This window comes from Allobosea sp. NPDC003192 (genome assembly GCF_050275675.1).
Taxonomy (GTDB): domain Bacteria; phylum Pseudomonadota; class Alphaproteobacteria; order Rhizobiales; family Beijerinckiaceae; genus Allobosea.
In genome coordinates, this window is sequence record NZ_JBNNPK010000006.1 from 13697 (window position 1) to 36938 (window position 23242).

Here is a 23242-nt window from a genome sequence, read left to right on the forward strand (position 1 = left end):
TTCCTCAGTTTAGCGCAGCTGCGCGCGCCAGAGCCCTTTGCCGCTGCTCCAAATGAATGCGAGGTTCGGCACTGCCGACCTTACGACGGAGAGATGAATATGCGCGCCTTGGTCACCGCAGCAATGTTTGTGTTGTGGGCGCCATTCTGCCAGGCCGAAGAGCTGCGGCCGTCCGCGGGCACCGAAAGAGATCGGGCCGTGTTCATCGGGACCGTTGCGCTGACACTGAATAACGCCAACGTCCAGCTTATTGCCGGCGGCGAGAAAGCGCTGTTCTGCAAGCCTGGCGTGATGGTGACGAGCGCAGAAGCTTGGGCGGCCGCATCGGCGGCGCTCAAAGGCCCCCACGAGCCCACCACAATCGTTACCGCGGCGATAGACGGCCTGCGTCGAGCCTATCCTTGCTCAAGGTAAGCTGGACGCCGACTCCCAGGACAATCTAGGCGGAAAGCCGTCCAGCCAACTCCCACTCGGCCAAGGCAAACTCGGCGGCTGCGGGGTCGTCCTTGAGACGATAGACCGTCTGTCTGCTGAGACCGGTAGATTTTGCGATTAAACTAACGCCGTTGCCCTGGGCCAACAGATCCTGCGCCGTTTCGAACTGTCGCCGCGTGTAGCTAGGTTTGCGTCCGAGGTAGCGTTTGCCGTCCTGGGCTTTCGCGTGCTCGATCCCAGCTGCCTGGGCGGCTTTGGACGCTTCGGCCTGAGCCTGGGCCGTGGCCGCCATGAATCCGATCAGCGCGTCTCTAACAGCCTGCTGAATGGGGTCGCTAGTCGCTCCGTCGAACGTCATTCCGTTGATTATGGTCCGCACGATCACCCCGCGCCGCATGAGCTCGCGGATAGTGTCCGTCACGTCGGCATAATTCCGGCCGAGGCGGTCGACCCAACGCACGACTAGCACGTCGCCGGCGCGCAGAATGTCGAACAGCCTCTGGCCCTCGGGGCGGTCAACGAGTCGTGTGCTGACGCCTGAGACGCCATGATCGGCCACGACCCGATCGAACTTGAAACCGGCGGCTTCGGCCTGCGCCTGTTGATGGGCGATCGTCTGATCGATTGTCGAAACGCGGGCGTAGAGCACAGTCTGCATGGCATCGCCTTCTGTAGTCCGTTAAGGTTATGTCCGTATAAGATAATGTCCGTTGATCAATGTCAACCCTTGCGGACGCCCTCTTTGCACCTCCACGCCGTGTCCGCAGCGGTATACCCCTGCGGACGATCCATGATGCACTGGCCGGCTGCCCGGCAGCCGGGGGCACCCTCCCGGGGTAGTCCAAACGCATTCGCGAAAGCCTCGTCGGGCGCCGCTACCAATTTTCGCCCCCACCAACTTTCGGACATTCTGTCGGCCACTTTGCGCGAAAACTCGCCGAATTTTGTCTCTGTATCCGCGCATTTTCCGCCGCTAGCGTCCCGTCATCACGCCGTTTGGGCCGAACATGACGACGAACCAGATCAGCGCGGACGACCCCGATTTCGGCTTTGAGGCCGACCCTCCGAGCTCGGAGGAAATCGCTGTTGGCCACAGGGTCGCGTTCATCATCGGTCTGCTTGAACAAGCTGGCCGCGGACAGCATGTTGCCTGGGCGCTGAGCGAAGCGCTCGCATCGCTGGCGAGGGGACCAGCGTCGGCCATCTCGCCGGGACAGGCCCAGGCGCTGAAAGATGCAGCCCTGCGTGCCGAACTGGCTGCGATGCGTCTATTGCCCGCGATCTACAGCCGCGAGGGCATCCGTACCGGGATGTGGGCAATGGGTCTGCAGATCGCTCGATGGGGTGGCGACTCCGCGGCGTTGAAGCACCTGTCTCCGGGCGCCGCTCGCGATATCAATCTTTACGCCCGGATCTTCCGGAACGACTGCCACAGCATGTCGATCGGGGAGGAGCTCCGGGAGCGGGCGGCGAAACGCCAGGCCGAAGCTCAGGAGCGATTGAGGCGCCAGACAGCGGCCATCATTCGCGATGCGCTGGAGCACGTGCCTCAGTTCATCCCGCCCGATGGGGCCGACACTCGAGGCGACGTCAATGGCTGAGGTCGGGACGCCAAGTCTCACTAAGGACGTCGGAAGTGCCGAGGTCGACAGCATGACGCAGGCCGTCGGCTTTCGCCTGCTGGCTGCTTCGCGTGAGGCCGCGTCGTGCCAACACCTTCTGCGCGCTTTCCGCACTGTCCTGCATATAGCCGGCAAAGCGGAGCGGCGACTTATCTCCGTCGCGCGTCGCGACGAGATCGCGAACCTGCTGCTTGACCTTCGACCGCAGCTGGAAAGCTGCCTGCCAGATGGCGCGGAAGACGCGACGCTCATCCTGGCAGCCGGCGCCATGCTGGTCGGTCAATGGGGAGAGGACGCACCGGCCTTGCCGCCCGATCTGCACCTCGATTGCTTCGACGCGGTCACGATCGCAGCGAACCGGCTGGAGATCGTCCACCTGCAGGCAGGCATGGCCGCCCGCGGCGACGTGCTTAAGGCCCAGGCCACGAAGATCAGAACGCATCTGGGTGCACCCGCGCCCCGGGCAATTCATTGAGGGGAGGACCTCGCCATGGGCATGAAAACGAGCAAGCGCGAGTCTAACATCGCGCGTTTCGAAGAGAACGAACGTCAAGGCCGTATTCGCGCCGGCACCGATCGCATCGCCAACATCTTCGACGGCAATTTCAACGACGCTTTCTTCAAGGGCCGCCGCGACGCCTATACGGCATACGCGACGCCTCAGTTGGAGGATCAGTATGCTGATGCGCAGAAGGAGCTGACCTACTCACTCGATCGGTCGGGGCTGCTGGACAGCTCGACGCGCGCTGAGAAAGTCGGCGAGTTGCAGAAGCTCTACGACACGAACAAGCAGAACATCGCCGACCAAGGGCTGAACCACGAGAATGAATCGCGTGCTGCGGTCGAAGGCGCACGCAGTGATCTGGTGCAGACGCTGAACGTCACCGGCGATGCTCAGGGCGCCGCGAACTCCGCGATTAACCGGGCCACGGCCCTTTCCGCACCGCAGACCTTCAACCCGCTCTCGCAGCTCTTCGCCGCGTTCACGACCGGGCTCGGCCAGCAGGCGGCGCAGGAGCGCGCTGAATCCATGTCGGGCGTCAACGCGAGCGGCGAGCCGAACTACAAGGCGAGGTACAACACCGGCCTCTTCGGCACTCCGTCGAGCTCTGTTCAGGTGAAGTGACGTTTTGGAATCGCGTACAATCAAAGAGGTCATGTGACCCGGCCGGTTGCGCGGAACAATATTGAAACTCGCCCCGTGTCATTCTCTGACACCCGCTGCGAAGGAGGCCGCCACTAGTTAACGCACGGGGCGAGCGGTCAATGCAGGCCGGGCGGCCACCCGGCGAGCCTGCGCATGCTCTTGCGCCTGCTGAGCTGCAGCAGCGGCGGCCTTCTCGAAATCTCGCCAGTTGCTCGCCCCCGGTGGCTCGCCGATCCGATACAAGATGTAGAGAGCCAGGCCAACGACCAGGACGCCGATGATAGCGCCAATCTCCGGGTGAACCTCGAAGTTCGCGGTTGCGCTGTCGCCAAGCTCTGGTCCCAATCGCTTCACGACGCCAGCAAAAGCGTCCTTGCTGTCGCGTATTTGCCCCTGGATGGTGGTTAGAGGATCGCCGCGATCTGCGGCAATTTCTTCCGCGGTGCGCGAAGTCAAAAGACGATCCTGCAACGTCAGAAGTTGCCCCTCGCTCAGGGTTCGAGAAAGCCTCCCGGCCTCTTTCAGCAGCCTGCTAGCCGCGTCTGGCGCCATCGCCGGTACAGGAATGGCAAATGTTTCCTGTCGCCGCGCGAACTCGGCCTCGCGAAGGGTGCGCGCCTTTTCAACATTCCACTGCTTGTAAAGGTTGCGTTGCGTAGCGGTGAATAACCACGCCTTGGGATCTGCGATCGACGCGAACCCGTCCTTCCGGCATTTCGCTAGCAGCGATATTGTCGCGTCCTGCAAGGCGTCATCAATCTTCTCAAAGCTGAATCTCAAAAGCGCGGAACGGTCGAAGCTGCGAGCCTTCACGACCATATCCTGGCAGGGGTCGACGGCTTCGGGCGATTTGGCTGTTGCGCCGGCACCGAATAGCAGCGCGAAGGTAACGAGAGCTTTCAGAACAATGTTCATTGTCTGCATCGCTTTCAGAACAGTAGGTTTCTTGAAATGGTGAAATGAGGCCGCCCTAGGGCGGCCTCGATCGCCTCAGCGTGACCGCCCGCCCGAGTTTGTGGTCTGGCTGCCGGACATGGTCACACTCTTGCCGTCCGTGTTGACCCGAACGGTTGTTTGGGTGTTGCCCCGGTTTTGGGTGTGGCTGGCCCCGGCATCAAAGCTGACCTTTCCGGTGTCGGTCTGAACCGTCACCGACCCGCTGACCGTGGTTTCGTCCTGCGCGAGCGCTGTGCTATTGAGCGCCAGGACGGCCAGTGCGGCGATCTGAAGTTTCGTCATTGGGGTCACCTTCAGCGGGCGTGTGAGAGGTTCCCGCTGCCTTTCTGACCTGATGATCCGGCTGGCCGTAGAATTTGGACTTTTCTTTCAGGATTTTTCCATGGGCGCTCCGGCCGCCCACCGCGGCCGTCGATCCGGGCTATACCTGGGCGAATGTCGACACCGCCCCGCCCGAAGCGATGAACGCCAGCATTGCGCAGATCGACGAGCTCATGGAGCAGCACAGCCCCAACTTCGTCGCAGGCAAGCAGGCGTACACGGATTTGAGCCGCGACATTGTTCAGACTGTAGCTGCCGGGCCGCTCGGCCAGGTCGCCGCGGCGTCGCGTGCGGTGCTGCCGCCGCGCCCGCTGGCGGTGGCGACGCCGAGTTCGTCGACACGATCATGCGCATGTCGTCGCGCGATCCCGAGCTCGCCGCCGGCATCTCGCGTCAGCGCCTGGCCGATCAGTTCGATCAGAGCGCGGGCCGGCTCGTCGGCGGCGAGAACCAGTACGGCGGCGCTCGCTTCGCCAAGGACATCGCCGGCACGCCGCAGCAGGAAGCCAATCTGCGCGGCGTCGTCGGCGCCCTGCCGAACGGCGCCACTGCCGGGCCCGCAGTGGACGACATGGTCGACATTCTGCGGGCCACCGGCATGCGAAGGCCGCAAAGCAGCGCCACAGAATTCAATCGCCAGATCGCCGATGACCTCGGCGCCGTGCCGGTGGCGCTTGGTGGCGTCTCGACGGTCGGCACCGCCTTGCCGCGCATTGCAGGCGATGCTGTCCGATGGGCATGGTATGGCCGCGGTGCGAATAGACTGGCTGATCTCTTCCTGGCGCCGGACAGCGTCGATCAGATGCGAGCCATCGCGGCGCGAGGGGGTGAGACGCCGTTCACCGACGCTCTGTTGCGCCAGATCATCCAGGCGCCGAACGTCCAGCCCTAGCCGCCGCGGTTAGCGACCATCGCATCGGGCGCCCGCCGTCTTTCTCGACGACGCCGCGGAGCTCCAATTCGCGCAGATATTTCCTGGCGGACGGCTCTGAGACTAAAATTGCAGCGGCGAGCTCATGGCACCGCAGGAGCGGCGATGTCTGCAGAGCTCCCCGTACCGCATTCTCGATCGCTTTACTCAGCGGTCGCGCCGGCCGTTTCTTCTTGCTCGAGGTTCGGGGTTGGCCGCGACGGCTGTTTCCCGGCCCCGTTCCGATGCGGCTTTGCCGAGCCGTGATCTGGGCCGCAGTCAGAGCTGTCGGCAAGACCTGCCTCTTTGGAAGGCGCGTTAAATCCACGACGAGGGCCCAAGCAAGAGACCATCGGGCCGGACGCCCGTGATCCTTGACGCAATCGTTTCCTTTTAGGGCGCGAAGGTGCCTTCTGACGCAGTTTTCGGACAGACCGACCTTCAGAGCGAGCTCTCTACATCGCTGCGCCGGCCGTTCCCGTAGCGCAGCCATAATGTCGAGTTCGCCGCTCTTGTCGCCGGGCAGCCCCTCCCATCGCGAATTTACCGGACGCCATTGTCCGTCGACTTGCTCTTCCGTTTCGCCGAGCTCATGGAGCTCGAGTGCGGGTAGCCACTCTGGGTGGTGGTAGTGTTTGGCCGCTCGCGCTTCCGCAAATTCGGGCATGTAAGCGGTCACTAGCTCACGAGCTGCCGTTGCGAGTGACATGCCAGCCGGAATGTTCACGACCGCCTCACCGGCGACAGTCGTCACGAGCTGGAGTGCCAGAGTTCGAAATTCGGCGCTTGAATGTGAGCCCGGCCCAATCGCGCCGAAAGCCATCGTCTGCACCATGGATATAAAAAGCGTCTTGCAATCCGTCATGGCAACAATTCTAGAAGCAAATTTGTAAAACAAGCAACCGACTCCGAAAGTGTATGTCGGTTGAATGTCGCATGTATGCTTTGATTTGCCAGTTTGACATACAATATTCTTATGTGTTCGTTAGTAATTAGAGCCTAGAAATCTCCGACGTAGCTGCTTCCCCTTCCGGGGTCTTCGCGCGCATGTCCAGGGCATCAGCCTAAAGGCGCGAAGGGCCGCCTATGCCGGCTTTCTAGGCCCCGGAACCGATCGCCCTAGAAAGCGATCCCTTACGAAGGGAATGCATAGATGACCGCGACCATCATCGATTTGGCTGCGCGCCGCGAAGCGCGAGACGCCGCAGAACGCGAAGACCTGGAAGTGGCGAGCTATGGCATCGCCCAAGAACGCCCGGGCGACGGCTTCGAACTTTACGCCGAGCTCAGATCCGGCCGGCGCGTTCTCGTCGGCGGTGATCTGCCGTTCGCCGAAGCGCATCGGCGGCTGCAGACGGCGATCGAAGCCGAAACCGTTCAGTCGGCGCCCGCGCGTCGAGGCCGCTATACGAATTGAAGGAAGGGAGATCACGCGCCCGCTTCCCGTCGCGACACTTGCAGGGAACCAAGGGCCAACCCATTTCGTTGTCCGCGCGGCATCCTTGGATGCCTGCCTGCTCTCCAGTTGGATGCGTCGCCGCGGATGTACCGGCCGCACCGACAGGAGGGCAAAGCCAGTTTCCCGGCGATTGCCGGAGCCGCCTAGTCCTGACTGAAGTCAGAGGCCCGTCGCTTTCCAAGCGGCGGGCTTTTTCGTTTCACCGAACGGAAGCCGCTTCATCGGCCGTTGCTCAAATCCCGCCTGAATCGCCTGATACATCGCAGGCGCGCGGTTTTCCGGGCAGGAGTGGTTCGGAGCGTCGCATCGGCATGAAGCGCATTTTGCCCATCCTTGGGCTCGGCCTTGCCGCAGCCGGAATTCTTGTCCTGCCTCTTGGCTTTCAGCACTGGCAGATGGTTGCCGCGGCGGACGATCCGATCGCTCTCTCCGATCATCCGCGACATGGGTGAGTATCGGTGGCGCCCTGCCGGCGCGAAACGGCCTGAGCGCGGTGAAAGCGGCGAGCAAGGCGAAAGTGCTGTCGCCCGCTCTAACTGCGAACCTGACGCGGGCGGCCGCGGGCGCCATCGACGGTCCAGCCCTCAATGCCAATCTGGCAGCCGCGTCGCGGCTGAACCTCGCGGCAGCGCGCGCCAACGCGGGCAGGATCATCAAGCCCGCCTCCCTGGCTCGGTTCACCACGCTCGGCCAGGATGCCGGGGTGTTCTACAGCCGCACCGGACAGCGCGGCCTTCGTCAGGTGCTGACGCTGGCCGACGACGCCGGTGATATCGGAAAGGCCGCGAAGCTCAGCCAGGCCAAAGGCGTGACGACGCGCGCAATCCTGAAGGTGCTTGGCCGTGGAGCTCTGGTGCTCGGCGCCTTAAGCGTGAGCGCAGTGGGCTGGATGGTCGCGATCATCGGCTACGCGATCGCATTGGCTATGCTGGCACAACGCTTCGGGTGGTGGCTCGGGAGGAGACTGGCGCCGCGTCAGGTGTCAGCCTGAGCAAGCGATCGATGACGAAGTCGAGCGCCGTTTTCAATGGCGCGATGCATATCGGAGGCGCCGTGCGGCTGCTCTCGCTCTCGGCATCGTTACGCGGCCGCTTCTCACAAAGCGCGCCGGCTGATCTCCAACCGCGTCAGCACTTTTGGCTTGCAGAGCGTCGCTTGTAGGGTGATCACGACCATCGCAATCTGCGGTGACAGAGGAGGCATCTATTGGCCCAGGGGTACGCTAAGGCGCCAATTACGGAAGCCACGGTTGAGTTTCGGCTTTCGGAAGCATTGACTGACCGCGAGCTGAGTAGGCTCGGCGCGCGCTTCAAAAAAGGCAATTGGAAGTCCGACGATCTGGCCGAAATTTCCGTTCGCGTCGGCGTCACATCCGAGATTTTGCAGAATCCTATTGGACATAAGTACACATCCGCCGACGGACGGTACGTAATCCAACAACTTCGGAAATCTCTTGTCGTTTCTAGGAATGCTCCGTACTGCGGGTGGGACGATTATATAGCATTTGTTAGAGATCAATACAGTAGATGGCGAAAAGTAATTGGCCATAAATCGATAGAAAGGATAGGTGTTAGATACATAAACAGGATAGATATTCCATTTGACGGGAAAGAACATATAGATCCTCAGGATTATTTTAGATTTCTACCTAGAAATCTGGAAATCCTAGATGCACCTCCGTTGGGATGGCACGCGCAGGTTCTGTCAACCCATTCCACTAATAGAATTAGCGTGACCTTAACGACCGCTACGGTAGAACCTGTTCTGATCGACCATATTTCCGTTCTGCTCGACTGCGACATGTACCGCTTTCGCGTTGACGTTCCGCAGGCGGATGACCAAATATGGAGCTTCTTGGATCTGGTCCGCGAATCAAAGAACGAGATTTTTGAGGCATGCATCACGGACAGCACGCGGCAGCTGATCAGCTGATCACTCTGCCTCTGAGCAAGCCGCGTATTTCGCCCGTGTCCGATGGGACGGCATCGCTAGTTGATACCGCTCTGGCGGCGCAGACGCGGTTCCGCTCGGTCGATCAGGGCACTGCTTGGGTCGACCCGGCTGTATCACCCCGAAGCCGAATTGAAGTTCCTTCGAAGCCTTCCGACGAAGAGGCCGTATTCGATCGCCTGGTTTCACTTAAAGTTCAGGCTTCCCAGCTTTCCATGCACCTCGAAACAGCATGGCGAACAGGTATGTTCGGGCAGCTCGATTGCCTGCTAGATCACGACAATTGGCATCTTTCCGATAAGCTTCCGAGGCTGGATTCTTTTCGTACCTTTCTCCGCGCGGTTGTTTTTAATAAACTCAGCCGTCGCCCCGGATTAGGTGTCACGGCCGAGGGCAATATTGTCGCTGCCTGGACCAAAGGAAAAGATCGGCTAACCGTTGAGTGCCTGGCGCAGGATAAATTGCGCTACACGGTGATCAAATATGTCGGTGAGGAGCGGGTCAGCGCTGCCGGCCAGGCACCGGCGCGTCTTCTCCTTCGATACCTACAGCCGTACGAACCAGAGGTGTGGTTTGGCTAAGGTCGTTCCGCTTCCGGATTCAGACCATATCGCCAGACACGTTACGCCCAGTCGCTTTCGTCGCGACGAGAACCTAAAGGTCATCGGGTTCCTTGGCGTTGCATTTCGTCTCAGAGACAAAGAGGCGTCATTGTCTGCCGCGTGGGTCGAATACCACGGCACTGGCTCGAAAGCATCGGATATCGCGGCCACGATCCAATCGTTTAGGAACGCAAGAGAAGTTAAGAAAAACGACAGGTTTGCGATAGGTAACGTCAGGCGAATTCGTGAGACGTGCGCAGGATCAGGACAAAAGGTCAGAATTGTCCACGAGCCCCAGCCCGGATTTTCCTGCCATGCTGCTGTTCGCCAGATAAGCACGGACGACGACGGTCTGCTAGAATTGCTGGCCGAGGACGCTTGGGCCGAAATGCACCCTTAGCGGCAGATCAATGAAAGACCACTTCCGGTGTCTGAAGATGATGCCGATCGGATAGCGCCCTCGATAGGCCAACAATCGAAAATCCGGCCGTGGCGCGGTCGCGGTCAAAGCGCCCTGATCTGCTCCTCGAATTCCTCGGGGATCGCGCCGTGGCGGGCGAGGACGTCGAGCGCGCTGACCTCGCCGGTCTCGTCATCCGCGGTGACATGGATGACGGCGACGCCTTCCGCGGTGCGGCCCAGGCGCTCGCCCTCGTTCAGGGCGTGATATTTCGTCTTTGCCGGCACGCGCTGGCCCGGCACCAGTCGCTTCCGATGGGTCTTGAAGGGCTGGAGGAAGAATGTGTCGACGGTTGCCATGGCTTGACTCCCTGCTATGGTTTGTTCTCATAATGTTCTCATTCAGAGGACGCAAGCCATGTCAGCCGTGCCATTGCCGGACACGTCGCCAATGACGGAACTGGAAGCCGAGATCGATGATCTGATCGCGGAGCATGGCAGTGAGCGCGCGTTGATACGGGCGTTGCTGCTGGATCTGGACGAGCTCGCGCGTGACGGTGATCGCGCATCCTCGAAGGGCTTTCTCCGCGGGTTGTTTTCGGAGGGCGCCAGGCCGCTCTCAGTCGATGACGAGCCGTGATGAAACCCCGCATCCGGAGACGACGCTTGAGCACTATCCTTGGATCATCGTCCGGTTCCGCTGCACCCGCTGCCGGCGCTATGGCGATGCCCGGCTGGCGCGGTTGGCGGAGAAGTTCGGGGCAGCGGAAACCATCGCCAAACTGGTCGAACGCTTTCATGCGAGCTGTCCGCACCGGCCGGCCAAGCGCAATGGCAGGCTCGCGCATCGCCCGGACCCGTGCGGCGGTTACTGTCCCGATCTCGGCACCAACATCCCGCCGGACCTGCCGCCGAGCATATCTGGCCTCACTCTAATCGAAGGAGGAAAGGATGAGCAGCTTGCAGAGAAACCCGCCCGGAATGACCGTCGCCGCGTTGTCGGAGGCTGAGAAGCTCATGGCCGATCTGCTCAAAGAGATCGAGGCGGTGGAGCAGACGGGCCAGCCCTATGTAATTACCATGAGCGAGATGCTTGATCTCGGCCTTTTCGATGAGGTCAAGGTCAAGGGCTGGACGATGCACGTCATATCCGGCGAGCTAATGGCGGCCTTGGGAAGTCGAGGCTGCTATTGCAGCGGACCGTATCTCGGTCACCCCGAAGTCGGCGCCGACGACTACTATCTGGTCGAGCGCAAAAAGGCCGCATAGGCTGCCGGCCGATTGAGTGGAGGTGCACATGTGTGGCCGCTATAGCGTCAACTACACCTGGCCCCAGATTTACGCTTTCAGCCAGCCGCTCACCGTCCCGGCCGAGCCGGCTCGCAATGTGCAGGCGCGCTACAATATCGGTCCGACGACGCTGATCGACATTCTGGTGAAGACACCGGCCGGGCGTGAGCTCTGGAAGGCGCGCTGGGGCCTCATCCCGCCCTGGCACAAGGGCACGAAGAGGGACATCAAGCCACACATCAACTCCCGCATCGAGACGGTCGATACCAACGGCCTGTTCAAGCGCGCCTACGTCAAGAACCGTTGCATCATCCCTGCCTCGGGCTTCTACGAATGGACTGAAGAGGATGGTAGCAAGATTCCGCACTTCATCAGCGCCAAGGATGAGGCGATCCTGGCCTTCGCCGGCATCTGGGAGCGTTGGCGCGACGAGAATGGCGAGGAGGTGATCAGCGCCAGTATCATCACCCGTGAAGCCAATGAGTTCATGTCGAAGATCCACGACCGTATGCCAGCGATGCTGCATCCGTCAGACTTCGATGCCTGGCTCGACGGCATTGCCGGCAAGGATGTGCTGATGAAGCCGCCGCCGGAGCTGCGGGAATGGATCGTCAACAAGCGGATGAACAAGGCCGGCGTCGGTGACGACGATCCGGCGACAGCCGCCCCGGTCGAGCCCGAACCCTCGCCGCCTGCGCCAGAGCCGACTACGCAGGGCAGCCTTTTCTGATGGGGCACTGGGAGCAGATCGGCCGGGGTAATGCCGAAAAGCGAGAGCGCAGGGCTGCCTGGCCTCGCTGGCGCCGCGAACTTCATAGCCATGGCAACGCAGCGTTTGCTGCGGCCGGCTGGGGTATTCTAGTGGCGATGGCGCTCTGGGCCTTCGGCCTGCTCGACGAGCTTGCGCAGATAAGTAAATAGTCGATCCGAAATGGAGATGATCCGCCGCCGCATCTATCGTCGCAAGCTCCAGCGGATGCTAGCGCGCGTTCCCGATCAGGCGTTCTTCACTATGTGCTGGGCCACGCACGCGATCCAATCCGGGCGTGAGGCCGGTGTTGAGAGGATACTTCGGTTTCCGCCAGACGCAGTCGTCGATCGGCTCAACCACCCCCTATCCATTCATCCATGGGCGATAGAGACGCTTCTCAACGAAGCTCTTATTGCGCCCAAGGCCCTCAACATAATTGGCCCAATTAGCGCCTGCAGCTCATTCAGCGAAATGTCGCGATTCTTTCAGGTGCTAAACGATCTCGAAAACGAAGAACATCTACTTACGCCCCCGGCCGGCCGAGGAATAGCCAACCTCGCGCGCATCTCACAGCGGCAATTCGAATGGCAGCGTGGCTTCTTATCCCTGCCGCAAGTTTTTCGGGCAGGCTATCTGTATGGCGGCCCGCACGCTCGCGCGCATTTCGAGCGCAAGCACGGTTTCACTTTCGAAGCTTTCACGTTTACCTGCTTTGCTATTCACGCTGCCCTGATGGAGGCGCCTTGTGTTCGGCTGACTGACGGCCTGGAGGCGTACGGCTTCCCCAGGTCAGTCATGGCGCCGGTGGTTGCCGCAATCTCACGGCCGATCCAGGAAGCGCGACAGGTCGCCGCTGAACTTCGGCAAGGCGACGGTGAAACGGCCTACAAAATCAGCATTCTCCGAACGCATCCCTGTGTGACGTTTGACGATCTGATCTACGCGCCACTGCCCGAGCTCGTCAGCCTGAGGGGCTCAGCAGGCATATTCTACGATATCGTTGGCGGGCCACCCGACGCCACCAAAGAAGTCGGCCGGCAGTTCGAGAGGTATACCGAACGTCTCCTAACGGCGATGACCGCCCCGTTAAGAGTTTCCGGCGAGTACAAGTACTCCTTCCGGCGGCAACAGCAGCCCACGCCCGACATTCTTGTCTACGACCAGGACGAGTTAGCGCTTATCGTCGAATGCAAGGCGGTTCGAATGCCCCTCGCAGCTCGTTATTCGTCTGTCCCCGATGTTAGCGACGCCAATGGCTACGACGAACTTGCTTGGGGCGTCCGCCAGATTTGGCGCTTTGCTTCCCATGTTCGGCGCGGCTTAGCGCCGATGGAGCGGCTCAGCCCTGCTGCGATAGGGATGATTGTCACGCTTGATACATGGCTGTCGATGGCACCGGCCGTTCGAAACCAAGTGCTGAGGAAAGCGGGCGACTTGGCTGACCAAGACCCCGAGATCCGGGAGCAGGATCGAATACCAATCGCGTTTGCACTGATTGACGATCTTGAATCGTCGCTGTCAGTCCTTACAGCACAGCAGTTTCTTGCAACGGTGCGCGCCGCGACGAAAGCACCGTATGATGGGTGGTTGCTGTTCTCTATATTGCAGGAACTATTTCCGGAGCGCGGCCGGCAACGTCCGTACCCGTTCGAAGCGGAGATCAATCAGTATGTGCCTTGGTGGAAAATGAAGCCCGGCGCCGAGTAGGCCACAATCGACGTGACGCAGGCTGACGGGCGGCTTCACATTTCGACCGCCGATGCCCATCTACGTCGTCGAGCGGCTTACGGCAGCAGCGTCGTGCAGGTCGTCAGTCCTTGGAGTCTTGTCAGGTTCGATCGTCGCCCTCGTCCTCCTCAATCTTCCGATGACCGGCATTACGCCGGCTCAACCGAATGGAGGTCTCGCGATGATCCAATCTACTTGCTCTAACCTCGTTGCCGGATTTCTTGCTAGCTACGTCGCCGGACTGGTGCTCCTGCCGTAAGCCGCTCAACCTCTATCGACGTCAGCAAGGTCCGCTTCGGGTGATCCGCGTCACGCGCCAGCTATCGGCTGTGCCCTTCGCATCCGCAGCCTCAGTCTCGACGAGCATCTGGCACTGGAAGCTGCGTCCCACCGTCGGAGCCCCGTAGCTGCCCGGGACCACGATCGACGTCGTGGGGCCATGCACGACGAAGGTCCGGCCAGAGCTCGTCGGATACGCATCGGACGGCGTCAGGCTGGTGCGCCGCATGAAATCGGCCATGGTCCCGCCAACGAGAGATTGGAATTGCGCCTCGCGCTGCGCCGCGATGTCGGCATTCGTCGTGCAGGCCGCGGCTGCGAGACAAAGCGATAGGGCTACGTTCCTCACGAGAATACGTCGAAGCATTCGTCATCCCCCCGTCCTGCTTGGCTCACCGCTTCTGCTTTCGCTGGCTTCTTATCGACCTGCTTCGGCTCGGGTGTAGGCGAGGGGGCCTTCATCGGGGGCTGCGTGCTCATGCAGAAGGCCGCCCATGCATCCATCAGATCCCGGCGCTTCGCCAGAGCATCGCCGCGGCGGTAAGCGCGTTCGGTCGCGTCGCCGACGAGGTGCGCTAACGCCGCCTCTGCTAACTCCCGCGGGAACGAAGTCTCTTCGCCGCACCAATCACGGAACGAAGATCGAAAACCGTGCACAGTTACGTCCAGCTTCAGGCGCCGAAGCACCATGTCCATTGCCATGTTCGACAGCGGCCGGTGGATATCGCGGCTGAAGAAGATGAAGTCGTGGGGCTCGCGCCCCTCTCTGGCCATCGCGTTGAGCTCAGCGACCGCCGGCGCGGAAAGCGGAACGCGGTGTTCCCTTTTTCCCTTCATGCGCTCGGCCGGGACGGTCCATACAGCACGCTCCAGATCGACTTCGCGCCATGTCGCTCCGAACGTTTCGCCGGAGCGCGCGGCGGTCAGGATGGTAAATCGGAGCGCACTCGCTGACATCGACTTCAACTCGCCGAGCCGCGCGAGAAACGCCGGCACATGAGGAAACGGCATAGCCGCGTGATGACCACGGGCTAGCTTCCTTCGCTTTGGAAGAAGACGATCGAGATGGTTGCGCCAGAGGGCAGGATTGGCGCCGTTCCGGTGTCGCTTTGCCGTCGCGGCCGCCAGAACGGCTTCGATCCGCCCGCGCAGTCGGGAGGCGGTCTCGGGTTTCTGATGCCAGATCGGTGCGAGCACTGCCAAGACATGCTCCGTTTCGACCTGGTCGATCGGCAGCGCGCGCAGAATGGCAAGAGCGGCACGGTGCTCCTTCTCTGCTGCTTCGTTGATCCGCAACTTGCTCGCGTCAGCTTCGGTGTTCCCAAGGGTCGTACGCCACTGTTCGACATGCTTCGGGTTCCGCCAACCAGGAGCCATGCTATCCACGTAGTCATTGGCGACTTCGCCGAATGTCGGCACGGCGATGACAGCTGCGGGCTTCTCGGCCAGTGGGTCCTTGCCTTGCTGCAGCAAAGCCCGGGCCGCTTGCGCAAGATCTCGAGCTTGAGCCAGGGAGACAGCGTTGATGCTCCCGAGTCCCTTTTCGCGCAGCTTCTTGTCCAGCCAATAGAGGAACACCCAACGTTTGGCGCCGGACTTGTCGACCTGAAGATACAGATTGCCGCCGTCGGCATGCCTGCCCGGCGTCGTGATGGCCGACACCGTCCTTGCCGTCAGCCTGTTTATCTGCCTAGCCACGTCACCCTAATTCCTACCCTAAGCCGAGACGGGGATTAGGGTGCACACGCCGAAGCGGCTGGCTACAAAAAACGACAGAATTGGCCAAAAATAAGAGAAAATAGGACAGTTAGAGGCATGCTGGGAAAAGAGTTAGGCGGACTCCGTCTCCGCCACCATTTTTTCATCTTACTTTTCAATCGCTTATCTTGGAAGTTGTAAGCGATTATGTAGCAAAAGTGTGGGTGCTTTTGTGTAGCGATTTCCGGCCGCTCATTGGAAGCGCCGACGCTTGAACGCTGCGACATCGGCCACGGTCAGCTTGAACCACTCCCCGTTCGCTCGCCGGTTGGCGAATCGCCGATGCCAGTAAGCTTCAATGCCGGCCGGATCGTCGGTCGCGATGACGTGGACAAGCTCGGCCTTATCCGGCAGCGCGGTCCTGATTTCTTTCACGCGGCGCTCAAGTTCATCGCTGCGGCCGATCTTGTGGTGAGCGCCCGACTGGATCAAGTAGACCGAACCGTCAGCTGGCCGGCGAGATGGGTGCGGCTTTGGAGCCGCCGGAGTGTCCGGCAGGACGGTCGCAATGTCCGCGAACTCCGGGTTCGCAGCGATCCATTCCCGCAGAGCTTCGGCGAGCACCACACCAGCAAGGGCGGTTGAGATCGTGGTGTGCGACGGGAAGCCCGGCTTGCCCCGGCCGTAGATGCGAAGCTCCCCATGCGTCGGCACTTTGCCGAGGTGCCGGGCAGCCTGCGCGATCTCGCGCAGTATGGCGTCCCTATCGAGGCGCTTTTGCATGACGTTCGGGCTCAGCCCCGCCTCGGCAAGGGCGTCGCTCCAACGCGCCCAAAAGACGCCATACCACTCATGATAGCGAATGCCGGTCTCGGCCTCGAATGCCTGCCGGCCGGGAGTCTTGCCGGCGTTGGCAGCCGCTAGGCGTTTGATCTCTGAAAGGATTCGCTCGCGCGTATATTGATGATTGAGAGGATATATAGTTCAATCGTCACTCTGCGGGAAATTTTTATCGTCATGTTTCGTTATCATTGAAAAAAGATGTAAACTTGGCATGCCAGAGACCAATCATGAATTTGAGACGACTTGTAAATGGCTCGAAGACAATAGGTTTCTGCCGGATGCCGATAATATCGAACTACTCAGGACGCTATCCAACGCAATTATGCATCAGATCTATACCGTTATGAAGAAATTCCCCAAATTATTCGAGCCGTGACCATCTCACGACAAGGCGTGGATGCTCCGAAATTTCATTGAGACTGTGCAGTTCGGGGATTTGGTGGGCGCTGTTAAGCGATCCGGACCGCAAACTAGTTTGATCTAGGCTGCGGAATACAGCAGCGCCCTCGTCCTGCGCCTGCCGGATCGCCTTGATGCGACCGATCAGGATCGTATGCGAGTGGCGCTCGATCGCCTCGTCGGTCTCGCAGTCAAGGACCGCCAGGGCGCCGACGAGGGGCGGGGCGCCGGCCACGAGTGATGCCCAGTCGCCCCCCGCGAAACGGGCCTCGCCCTTGAAGCCGCCGCGACCGGCGAAGCGGTCGGCAATGCTCTGATGGCGGGCCGCCAGGACGTTGATCGCGAAATGGCCGGGGGCCTCGATCTTCGGCTAGGCCGAGGCGCCGCGATTGATGCAGACGATCACGGTCGGCGGTTCGGCCGAGAGGGCGGTCAGCGACGTGGCGGTCAGGCCGGCGCGATCGCCGGCGTGTGAGGCTGTGATGATGCTGGTCGCGCCCGCGACATTGCGCATCACCGCCTTGAACGCGTCGGAATGGGTATCGGCGGCGGGCGGCGCGAACTGCTGATTCATGATCTCACCGAATGCGGTTTCCGCTTCGAATGAGAATAGGGGCGGCTGCCTTTTGTCTACTAAAGAAATAGATTTTAGATCGCGAAATCGATCTCGGGTTTGTGGGCAGCGGCGCGGCTGACGAGGTCGGCGATCGTCGTGTTGTCGACCACCGCCGCCATGGCGTCGCGCACCTCGCGCATCACCGAACGAACGACGCAGGCCTCGATGTCCCCGCAATCCTGGCACGGTTTGAAAGCAGACTGGCTGGCGCAGTCAATCGGCGCGATCGGCCCTTCCAGGGCGCGAATGACGGCGCCGACCTTGATAGTCCGGGCGGGCTTCGCCAGGGCGTAACCGCCACCCGGTCCCTTCTTGCTGCGCAGCATGCCGGCGTTGCGCAGATCCAGCAGGATGGCGTCGAGAAACTTCTTCGAGATGTTGTTGCGCTGCGCGATCTCGGCGATCTGGGCGGTCTCGCCGGCTTCGAGCCTGGCGAGATGCACCATGGCCTTGATGCCGTATTTACCCTTGTTGGTCAGCATTGCCAGCCCCCCGCCTAGAAGTACAGTATATCGATCTATTTTGCGGGAGCTGCAAGTGAGTGGCGGTAGACCGTCAGGTACGAGTCTGCGGCTCAGGGCGCCGGGCTGCCATGGAGCTGATAGGCCGCATCGATACGCGCCTCGATCTCGGGCGTGATCTTCACGTCGAGCGCGGCCAGATCGGATTCGAGCTGCTCCAACGATGTGGCACCGATGATCGCCGACGTCACGAAGGGCCGGCTCGCGACATAGGCGATGGCGAGCTGGGCCGGGTCGAGCCCGAAATCGCGGGCGATGGCGAGATAGCTGTCGATGGCCGCTTCGGTGCCCGGCTTCTGATAGCGCTGGCCGCGCTCGAACAAGGTCGTGCGGGCTCCAGTCGGGCGGGCGCCGCGCTGATACTTGCCCGTGAGGAAGCCCTGTCCGAGCGGCGAATAGGCGAGCAAGCCGACCTGCTCGCGCTCATGGAATTCGGCGAGTCCGATCTCATAGGTTCGGTTCAGCAGACTGTAGGCGTTCTGCACGCTGGCGACCCGCGGCAAGCCGCGCGTCTCCGAGAGGTGCAGGAAACGCGACAGGCCCCAGGCGGTCTGCAGGCTGTTCCGGCAGGCCAATACGAGGCGGCGAAGGAGCTGGGGCTGTCCTATTGGCGGACGATGCGCCTCGTCGTGCTGCCGCAGGCTCTGCGCGCCGTGATCCCGCCACTCGTCAACCTCGCGATCGGCATCTTCCAGGACACGACGCTGGTGATCATCATCGGCATGTTCGATTTCCTGAACACGGCGCGCGTCTCGGCGACGGACCCGAACTGGCTCGGCTTTTACCGGGAAGCCTACGTCTTCGCCGCACTGGTCTATTTCATCGTCTGTTTCTGCGCGTCTCGCTGCAGCCTCTGGCTGGAGGCAAGGCTGGCAGCCGGGCAACGAACGCGAATCGGCAGCTGACGGGCCGTGAGAAGGGACTCAAGCACGTGCACGCTTGCAATAATTCATAGCTGCGCGCTGAGAGGCGTCAGAGCGGTATTGGATTATTGCCCATACGGGACATCCATGGCCAGGACGCGGAGCGACACTTGCGCCCCGAAGTCGACCCGCTCGAATGATCGTCCGCGAAGAAAGCCATTCGCGGAATCACGGCCGTGACTGATCGTCGAGCTTCCGACCTCCCTAATAAACATCCGCCTGATAGCGCCCCGCCTTCTTCAACGCCGCGACATAGGCCACCGCCTCGTCGACCGAGCGCTTGCCATGCTCGGCGACGACGTCGACCATGGCGCGCTCGACATCCTTGGCCATGCGCTTGGCGTCGCCGCAGACATAGAAATGCGCGCCCTGTTCCAGCCAGGCGAAGAGCTCGGCGCCGCGCTCCCGCATGCGGTCCTGGACGTAGATCTTTTCCTTGCCGTCGCGCGACCAGGCGAGGGTGAGGCCGGTCAGCACACCCTCCTGCTTCATCGCGTTGAACTCGTCCTCGTAGAAGAAGTCCGAGGCCCGGCGCTGATGGCCGAAGAACAGCCAGTTCTTCCCCTTGGCGCCGGTCGCCTTGCGGTCATGCAGGAAGGCGCGGAATGGTGCGACGCCGGTGCCGGGACCGCACATGATCACCGGCGTCTCCGGGTTCTCCGGCAGGCCGAAGCCATGAGCACGCTGGACATAGACCGGCACCTTGTCGCCGGGTTGGACGCGCTCGCCGAGAAAGGTGGAGGCGACGCCCCAGCGCGGCCGCGAGCCCACCTTGTAGCGCACCGTATCGACGGTCAGCGAGATCAGGCCCGGCGTCGCGTTGAACGAAGAGGAGATCGAATAGAGCCGCGGCTGCAACGGATCGAGCGCCTCGACGAAGGCCTCCGGCGAAAGCCGCGCCGAGGAGAACTTGTGCAGCGTGCCGAGCACGTCGAGGCGGTCGAGATCGCCGTCCGGGTCCTCGCCGGCTGCCAACCGCTTGGCCTTCTGCCGGGTCTCGCCGCCGGTGACATAGGAGATCAGTTGGAACAGCGCATCCGGCGCCGGCCCGAGCGCGCAATCGACCAGCAGTTTTTCGCGGAGGGTCTTGCCGCCCAGATCGGCATCGGGGCGGGCACCCAGCAACGCGATCACGGCGTCGACGAGGCGCGGATCGTTCTGCGCCACGATGCCGAAGGCGTCGCCGACGATGTAGTCGAGCCCGCTCTCGGAGAGATCGAACTCGACATGCCAGGTCTCCTTCTCGGAGCCCTCGCCATTGAGCTTGCGGCGCGACAGGAAGGTGGCAAGCGCGGGGTTCTCGCGGGAGCGGCCTATCGGACCCGCGGGCGCGGCTGGAGCGAGCTCGGTGGGTGCGGCAGCAGGAGCGGCGCCGCCAGCCTCCATCAGCACCTTGAGCTGGCGCAAAGTCTCCTTGCCGCCGGGCGCGCAGAGATTGAGCCGGCCCTCCTTGCCCTCGGCGATCGCCGCCGAATAGGTCTCGCAGACATAGCCGCACTGGCCGCAATCCTGCTGCGCCATCGCCGCGAAGAGCTTGCGCGGCAGCGGTTTGCCCTCGGCGAGCTGCATGCGCTCGGCGATCGCCATCGCCGGATCGTGCCAGGGCGCGCCGTCATCGGCCTCACCCATCACCGCGGCGTTCTCGGCTGGCGACAAGGCGGTGACGCCGGCATTGTCGAGCGAGAGCAGGCCGGCGAAGAAGCCGTTGAGCCAGGAGCGTTGCTCCTCGCTGAAGGGCGCGGTTTCCGGCAGGACCTGGACCAGTGGGTTCGGCGTCTGCACGGTCATGCGGCCTCTCCCGTCTCGGCGACCAGTGCCTGCAGCGCCGCGATCTCGTGGCGGCGGGCGAAGGCGACGAAGCTCTCCTCGGGCGCGGCGCGATGGACCTGCCAGGTGCGGAGGATCGCCTCGACCAAGGCCGGCGCTTCCTCGGCCTTGACCTTCTCGCGGAAGGGCCGGGCCATGCCGCCATCGACGCCATAGCCGCCGCCGACCAGCAGGTCGTAGCCCGGCACGGTGTCGCCCTCCTCATTGACCGGCACCTTGGCGCCGATCAGGCCGAGATCGCCGATATAGTGCTGGGCGCAGGAATGATGGCAGCCGGTCAGGTGGATGTTGACCGGCTGCTCCAGCGTGATCCGCGGCTCGCAATGGGCGGCGATGGCGAGCGCATCTTCCTTGGTGTGGGCGGCGGCGAATTTGCAGCCGGTCGCGCCGGTGCAGGCGATCAGACCGGCACGCAATATCGAGGTCTCGGCGGAGAGGCCGATCGCCTGCAGATTGGCGATGACGTCGTCGACCTTCACGTCGGGCACGCCGGAGATCAGCAGGTTCTGCCAGACGGTCAGGCGGATATCGCCGTCGCCGCAGGCCGTCGCGATCGCGGCGATGGTCCGCATCTGCTGGGCAGTGAGCTTGCCGACAGGCAAAGCGACACCGACCCAATTGAGCCCGGGCTGAAGCTGCCCGTGCACGCCGATATGGGCGAGCCGGTCGTAAGTTGGGCGCGGCTTGACGAAGGCGCTGTCGACCCGGACCAGCCGGCGGCCGAGAGTCTCCTCGACCGCTGCCAGGAACTTGTCGAAGCCCCAGGCGTCGAGCACGTATTTCAGCCGCGCTTTGTTGCGGTTGGTGCGGTCGCCACTGGCGATGAAGACGCGCACGATCGCGTCGGCCACCGCGATCGTATCGGACGGCGCGACGACGACGCCGGTGTCGCGGGCGAGGTCGTGATGGCCGGTGATGCCGCCGAGTGCGAGCCGGTACCAGATGCCGGGCTCGACCGGCTGCCCTTCGAAAGAGGCGCCTTCGCCGATCTCGATGGCCTGGAAGCCGATATCATTGGTGTCCTCCAGCGTCGCGATCGAACCGGCACCGTCGAAGGCGACGTTGAACTTGCGCGGCAGCCCGTAGAGCGAGCGGTCGTTGAGGATGTGGTGATGCCAGGCGCGGGCGTGCGGGCGCGTGTCCAGGAGTTCGAGCGGGTCGATGCCGGCGGTCGCCGAGCCCGTGACATTGCGGATGTTGTCGGCGCCGGAGCCCTTGGCGGTGAGGCCGAGATCGGCGAGGCCTTCGAGCAGCAGCGGCGCGTTTTCGGCCTTGATCTCGCGGACCTGGAGATTGGCGCGGGTGGTGACGTGGCTGTAGCCCCCGCCGAAGCGCTCAGCGAGGTCGGCGACGCCCTCGAACTGCCAGGCCTTCAGGATGCCGTTCGGGATGCGCAGGCGGCACATATAGCTGTCCTGCGCCGGAGCGACATAGAACAGGCCGTGATAACGCCAGCGGAAATTGTCCTCGGGCTTGGGATAGGTGCCGGACGAGGCCTGCTCCTTGAAGCGGGCATAGGCGTCGAAGGGGTGCTCGGCGGCCTTCCACTTCTCCTGGTCGACGAGCTTGCCGCCGCCGGCGACGGTCTTCGCCTGGGCCTCGGCGTGCTCCTTGTCAGGGCCTGACGGCGTGGCGTTGCCGGAGCCTCCGGCGCCGCCGAGCGGCCCGAGGCCACGCGCAGTCCGCGCCGATTGCAGGCCGCTCATGAAGCCTTCGAGATAGCGCTTCTGCTCGGGGGAGAAGTCGTTGCTCATGGGCGTTTCCGTCACGCCGCCTCGACGAAGCGGTGGCGCTCGTAGAGGAATTTCAGCACCGCCTCGCGCGCCGCGATGTAGGTGCGGTCGGAGACCAGCTCAAGCCGCTTGCGCGGTCGTTCCAGCCTGACGTCGAGCACTTCCCCGATCCGGGCCGAAGGGCCGTTGGTCATCATCACGATCCGGTCGGAGAGCAGCACGGCCTCGTCGACGTCATGGGTGATCATGATCATCGTGTTTCCGAGCGTCGCGTGGATCTGCATGATCGAATCCTGCAGATGGGCGCGGGTCAGCGCATCGAGCGCGCCGAAGGGCTCGTCGAGCAGCAGGATCTTCGGCTCCATGGCGAGGCCGCGGGCGATGCCGACGCGCTGCTTCATGCCGCCGGAGATCTCTCCGGGGCGCTTGTCCTTCGCGTGGCCCATCTGGACGAGGTCGAGATTGTGCATGATCCAGTCATGCCGCTCGGCCTTGCTCTTCACGCGGCCGAAGACCTTGTTCACGGCGAGCGCGACATTGTCGTAGACCGAGAGCCAAGGCAGCAGCGAGTGGTTCTGGAACACCACGGCGCGCTCGGGGCCCGGCGCATTGACCTCCTTGCCTTCGAGCAGGACCGCGCCAGCACTCACCGGCGTCAGCCCGGCGATGATGTTGAGCAAGGTCGACTTGCCGCAACCGGAATGGCCGATGATCGAGACGTACTCACCCTTGTCGATGACGAGGCTGACATCCTTCAGCACATTGGTGCTCGCCGCGCCGCGCTGGAAGGTCTTCTCGACATGGTCGATCTTGAGATAGGCGCTGGTCATGG

General features: G+C 62.3%; 28 protein-coding genes and 1 pseudogene. 15 read left to right on the forward strand and 14 right to left on the reverse strand.

What is annotated here, in order from left to right; all coding sequences use genetic code 11:
- Nucleotides 1-93: 93 nt before the first annotated feature.
- Nucleotides 94-414 (forward strand): hypothetical protein, encoded by a 321-nt coding sequence (locus ACQKLX_RS10010; protein WP_427361433.1) that lies wholly within the window; start codon nt 94-96, stop codon nt 412-414.
- A gap of 25 nt (nt 415-439) precedes the next feature.
- Here ACQKLX_RS10010 and ACQKLX_RS10015 read toward each other — a convergent pair whose 3' ends face one another.
- Nucleotides 440-1093 (reverse strand): recombinase family protein, encoded by a 654-nt coding sequence (locus ACQKLX_RS10015; protein ID WP_427361434.1) that lies wholly within the window; start codon nt 1091-1093, stop codon nt 440-442.
- A gap of 349 nt (nt 1094-1442) precedes the next feature.
- On the opposite strand from ACQKLX_RS10015, the gene ACQKLX_RS10020 reads away from it, so the two are divergent.
- The 3 genes from ACQKLX_RS10020 to ACQKLX_RS10030 are packed head-to-tail and all read left to right on the forward strand — an operon-like array spanning nt 1443 to nt 3183.
- A complete protein-coding gene (locus tag ACQKLX_RS10020) occupies nt 1443-2036 on the forward strand; it encodes a hypothetical protein (protein ID WP_427361435.1) in 594 nt (197 codons plus the stop codon).
- Nucleotides 2037-2088: 52 nt separating this feature from the next.
- A complete protein-coding gene (locus ACQKLX_RS10025; protein ID WP_427361436.1) occupies nt 2089-2532 on the forward strand; it encodes a hypothetical protein in 444 nt (147 codons plus the stop codon).
- A 15-nt stretch (nt 2533-2547) separates the two neighbouring features.
- A complete protein-coding gene (locus ACQKLX_RS10030) occupies nt 2548-3183 on the forward strand; it encodes a hypothetical protein (RefSeq protein WP_427361437.1) in 636 nt (211 codons plus the stop codon).
- A gap of 117 nt (nt 3184-3300) precedes the next feature.
- Here the strand turns inward: ACQKLX_RS10030 and ACQKLX_RS10035 are convergent, their stop codons facing one another.
- The gene (locus ACQKLX_RS10035) at nt 3301-4119 is read right to left on the reverse strand and encodes an RNA polymerase sigma factor (RefSeq protein ID WP_427361438.1); all 819 of its coding nucleotides are present in this window, start codon (nt 4117-4119) and stop codon (nt 3301-3303) included.
- Between the two features lie 75 nt (nt 4120-4194).
- Nucleotides 4195-4443: a hypothetical protein gene (locus ACQKLX_RS10040; protein ID WP_427361439.1), complete on the reverse strand. Its 249-nt coding sequence runs from the start codon at nt 4441-4443 to the stop codon at nt 4195-4197.
- A gap of 391 nt (nt 4444-4834) precedes the next feature.
- Here ACQKLX_RS10040 and ACQKLX_RS10045 point away from each other — a divergent pair, with 391 nt between their 5' ends.
- Nucleotides 4835-5374, forward strand: a complete 540-nt coding sequence (locus tag ACQKLX_RS10045) for a hypothetical protein (RefSeq protein ID WP_427361440.1) — start codon at nt 4835-4837, stop codon at nt 5372-5374.
- Between the two features lie 1171 nt (nt 5375-6545).
- A complete protein-coding gene (locus ACQKLX_RS10050) occupies nt 6546-6809 on the forward strand; it encodes a hypothetical protein (protein ID WP_427361441.1) in 264 nt (87 codons plus the stop codon).
- A gap of 260 nt (nt 6810-7069) precedes the next feature.
- Here the strand turns inward: ACQKLX_RS10050 and ACQKLX_RS10055 are convergent, their stop codons facing one another.
- The gene (locus tag ACQKLX_RS10055; protein WP_427361442.1) at nt 7070-7297 is read right to left on the reverse strand and encodes a hypothetical protein; all 228 of its coding nucleotides are present in this window, start codon (nt 7295-7297) and stop codon (nt 7070-7072) included.
- Nucleotides 7298-7299: 2 nt separating this feature from the next.
- Between ACQKLX_RS10055 and ACQKLX_RS10060 the strand changes: the two genes are divergently transcribed.
- From ACQKLX_RS10060 to ACQKLX_RS10070, 3 genes are all read left to right on the forward strand, one after another.
- The gene (locus ACQKLX_RS10060; RefSeq protein ID WP_427361443.1) at nt 7300-7842 is read left to right on the forward strand and encodes a hypothetical protein; all 543 of its coding nucleotides are present in this window, start codon (nt 7300-7302) and stop codon (nt 7840-7842) included.
- Between the two features lie 215 nt (nt 7843-8057).
- On the forward strand, nt 8058-8783 hold the full coding sequence (locus ACQKLX_RS10065) for a TIGR04255 family protein (RefSeq protein WP_427361444.1): 726 nt from the start codon (nt 8058-8060) through the stop codon (nt 8781-8783).
- Nucleotides 8747-9382, forward strand: coding sequence for a hypothetical protein (locus tag ACQKLX_RS10070; RefSeq protein ID WP_427361445.1), 636 nt, complete (start codon nt 8747-8749; stop codon nt 9380-9382). The genes ACQKLX_RS10065 and ACQKLX_RS10070 overlap by 37 nt, the downstream gene beginning before the upstream one ends.
- A gap of 525 nt (nt 9383-9907) precedes the next feature.
- On the opposite strand, the gene ACQKLX_RS10075 is transcribed toward ACQKLX_RS10070, so the two are convergent.
- Nucleotides 9908-10162: a hypothetical protein gene (locus ACQKLX_RS10075; protein WP_427361446.1), complete on the reverse strand. Its 255-nt coding sequence runs from the start codon at nt 10160-10162 to the stop codon at nt 9908-9910.
- A 58-nt stretch (nt 10163-10220) separates the two neighbouring features.
- On the opposite strand from ACQKLX_RS10075, the gene ACQKLX_RS10080 reads away from it, so the two are divergent.
- The 5 genes from ACQKLX_RS10080 (at nt 10221) to ACQKLX_RS10100 (ending at nt 13550) form a co-directional block, all read left to right on the forward strand.
- Nucleotides 10221-10442: a hypothetical protein gene (locus ACQKLX_RS10080; protein ID WP_427361447.1), complete on the forward strand. Its 222-nt coding sequence runs from the start codon at nt 10221-10223 to the stop codon at nt 10440-10442.
- A complete protein-coding gene (locus tag ACQKLX_RS10085) occupies nt 10429-10812 on the forward strand; it encodes a hypothetical protein (RefSeq protein ID WP_427361448.1) in 384 nt (127 codons plus the stop codon). Before ACQKLX_RS10080 ends, ACQKLX_RS10085 begins: the two co-directional genes overlap by 14 nt.
- Nucleotides 10813-10819: 7 nt before the next feature.
- Nucleotides 10820-11071 (forward strand): hypothetical protein, encoded by a 252-nt coding sequence (locus ACQKLX_RS10090; RefSeq protein ID WP_427361449.1) that lies wholly within the window; start codon nt 10820-10822, stop codon nt 11069-11071.
- A 28-nt stretch (nt 11072-11099) separates the two neighbouring features.
- Entirely contained in the window at nt 11100-11822 is a 723-nt protein-coding gene (locus tag ACQKLX_RS10095; protein WP_427361450.1) for an SOS response-associated peptidase, read from the forward strand.
- Nucleotides 11823-12029: 207 nt separating this feature from the next.
- Nucleotides 12030-13550: a hypothetical protein gene (locus tag ACQKLX_RS10100; protein WP_427361451.1), complete on the forward strand. Its 1521-nt coding sequence runs from the start codon at nt 12030-12032 to the stop codon at nt 13548-13550.
- Between the two features lie 301 nt (nt 13551-13851).
- On the opposite strand, the gene ACQKLX_RS10105 is transcribed toward ACQKLX_RS10100, so the two are convergent.
- The 6 genes and pseudogenes from ACQKLX_RS10105 to ACQKLX_RS10130 all read right to left on the reverse strand — a co-directional run bounded on the left by ACQKLX_RS10105 (nt 13852) and on the right by ACQKLX_RS10130 (nt 18430).
- Nucleotides 13852-14091 carry a hypothetical protein gene (locus tag ACQKLX_RS10105; RefSeq protein ID WP_427361452.1) on the reverse strand — a complete coding sequence of 80 codons (240 nt, stop codon included), beginning with the start codon at nt 14089-14091 and terminating at the stop codon, nt 13852-13854.
- A 104-nt stretch (nt 14092-14195) separates the two neighbouring features.
- A complete protein-coding gene (locus tag ACQKLX_RS10110; protein ID WP_427361453.1) occupies nt 14196-15548 on the reverse strand; it encodes a tyrosine-type recombinase/integrase in 1353 nt (450 codons plus the stop codon).
- A 252-nt stretch (nt 15549-15800) separates the two neighbouring features.
- Nucleotides 15801-16331: a GIY-YIG nuclease family protein gene (locus ACQKLX_RS10115; RefSeq protein WP_427361454.1), complete on the reverse strand. Its 531-nt coding sequence runs from the start codon at nt 16329-16331 to the stop codon at nt 15801-15803.
- Nucleotides 16332-16752: 421 nt separating this feature from the next.
- Nucleotides 16753-17364, reverse strand: a pseudogene (locus tag ACQKLX_RS10120) (flavin reductase family protein).
- Between the two features lie 74 nt (nt 17365-17438).
- Nucleotides 17439-17888 carry an RrF2 family transcriptional regulator gene (locus ACQKLX_RS10125; protein ID WP_427361455.1) on the reverse strand — a complete coding sequence of 150 codons (450 nt, stop codon included), beginning with the start codon at nt 17886-17888 and terminating at the stop codon, nt 17439-17441.
- A gap of 92 nt (nt 17889-17980) precedes the next feature.
- The gene (locus ACQKLX_RS10130; RefSeq protein ID WP_427361456.1) at nt 17981-18430 is read right to left on the reverse strand and encodes an aldo/keto reductase; all 450 of its coding nucleotides are present in this window, start codon (nt 18428-18430) and stop codon (nt 17981-17983) included.
- 18 nt (nt 18431-18448) lie between these two features.
- Here ACQKLX_RS10130 and ACQKLX_RS10135 point away from each other — a divergent pair, with 18 nt between their 5' ends.
- Nucleotides 18449-18832 (forward strand): ABC transporter permease subunit, encoded by a 384-nt coding sequence (locus ACQKLX_RS10135; protein WP_427361457.1) that lies wholly within the window; start codon nt 18449-18451, stop codon nt 18830-18832.
- A gap of 222 nt (nt 18833-19054) precedes the next feature.
- On the opposite strand, the gene ACQKLX_RS10140 is transcribed toward ACQKLX_RS10135, so the two are convergent.
- From ACQKLX_RS10140 to ACQKLX_RS10150, 3 genes are read right to left on the reverse strand one after another with little or no spacing between them, the layout of a single operon-like run.
- Nucleotides 19055-20638 carry a sulfite reductase subunit alpha gene (locus ACQKLX_RS10140; protein WP_427361458.1) on the reverse strand — a complete coding sequence of 528 codons (1584 nt, stop codon included), beginning with the start codon at nt 20636-20638 and terminating at the stop codon, nt 19055-19057.
- Nucleotides 20635-22431 carry a NirA family protein gene (locus tag ACQKLX_RS10145; protein WP_427361459.1) on the reverse strand — a complete coding sequence of 599 codons (1797 nt, stop codon included), beginning with the start codon at nt 22429-22431 and terminating at the stop codon, nt 20635-20637. The genes ACQKLX_RS10140 and ACQKLX_RS10145 overlap by 4 nt, the downstream gene beginning before the upstream one ends.
- Nucleotides 22432-22442: 11 nt before the next feature.
- Nucleotides 22443-23240 (reverse strand): ABC transporter ATP-binding protein, encoded by a 798-nt coding sequence (locus ACQKLX_RS10150; protein WP_427361460.1) that lies wholly within the window; start codon nt 23238-23240, stop codon nt 22443-22445.
- Between the last annotated feature and the right edge of the window lie 2 nt (nt 23241-23242).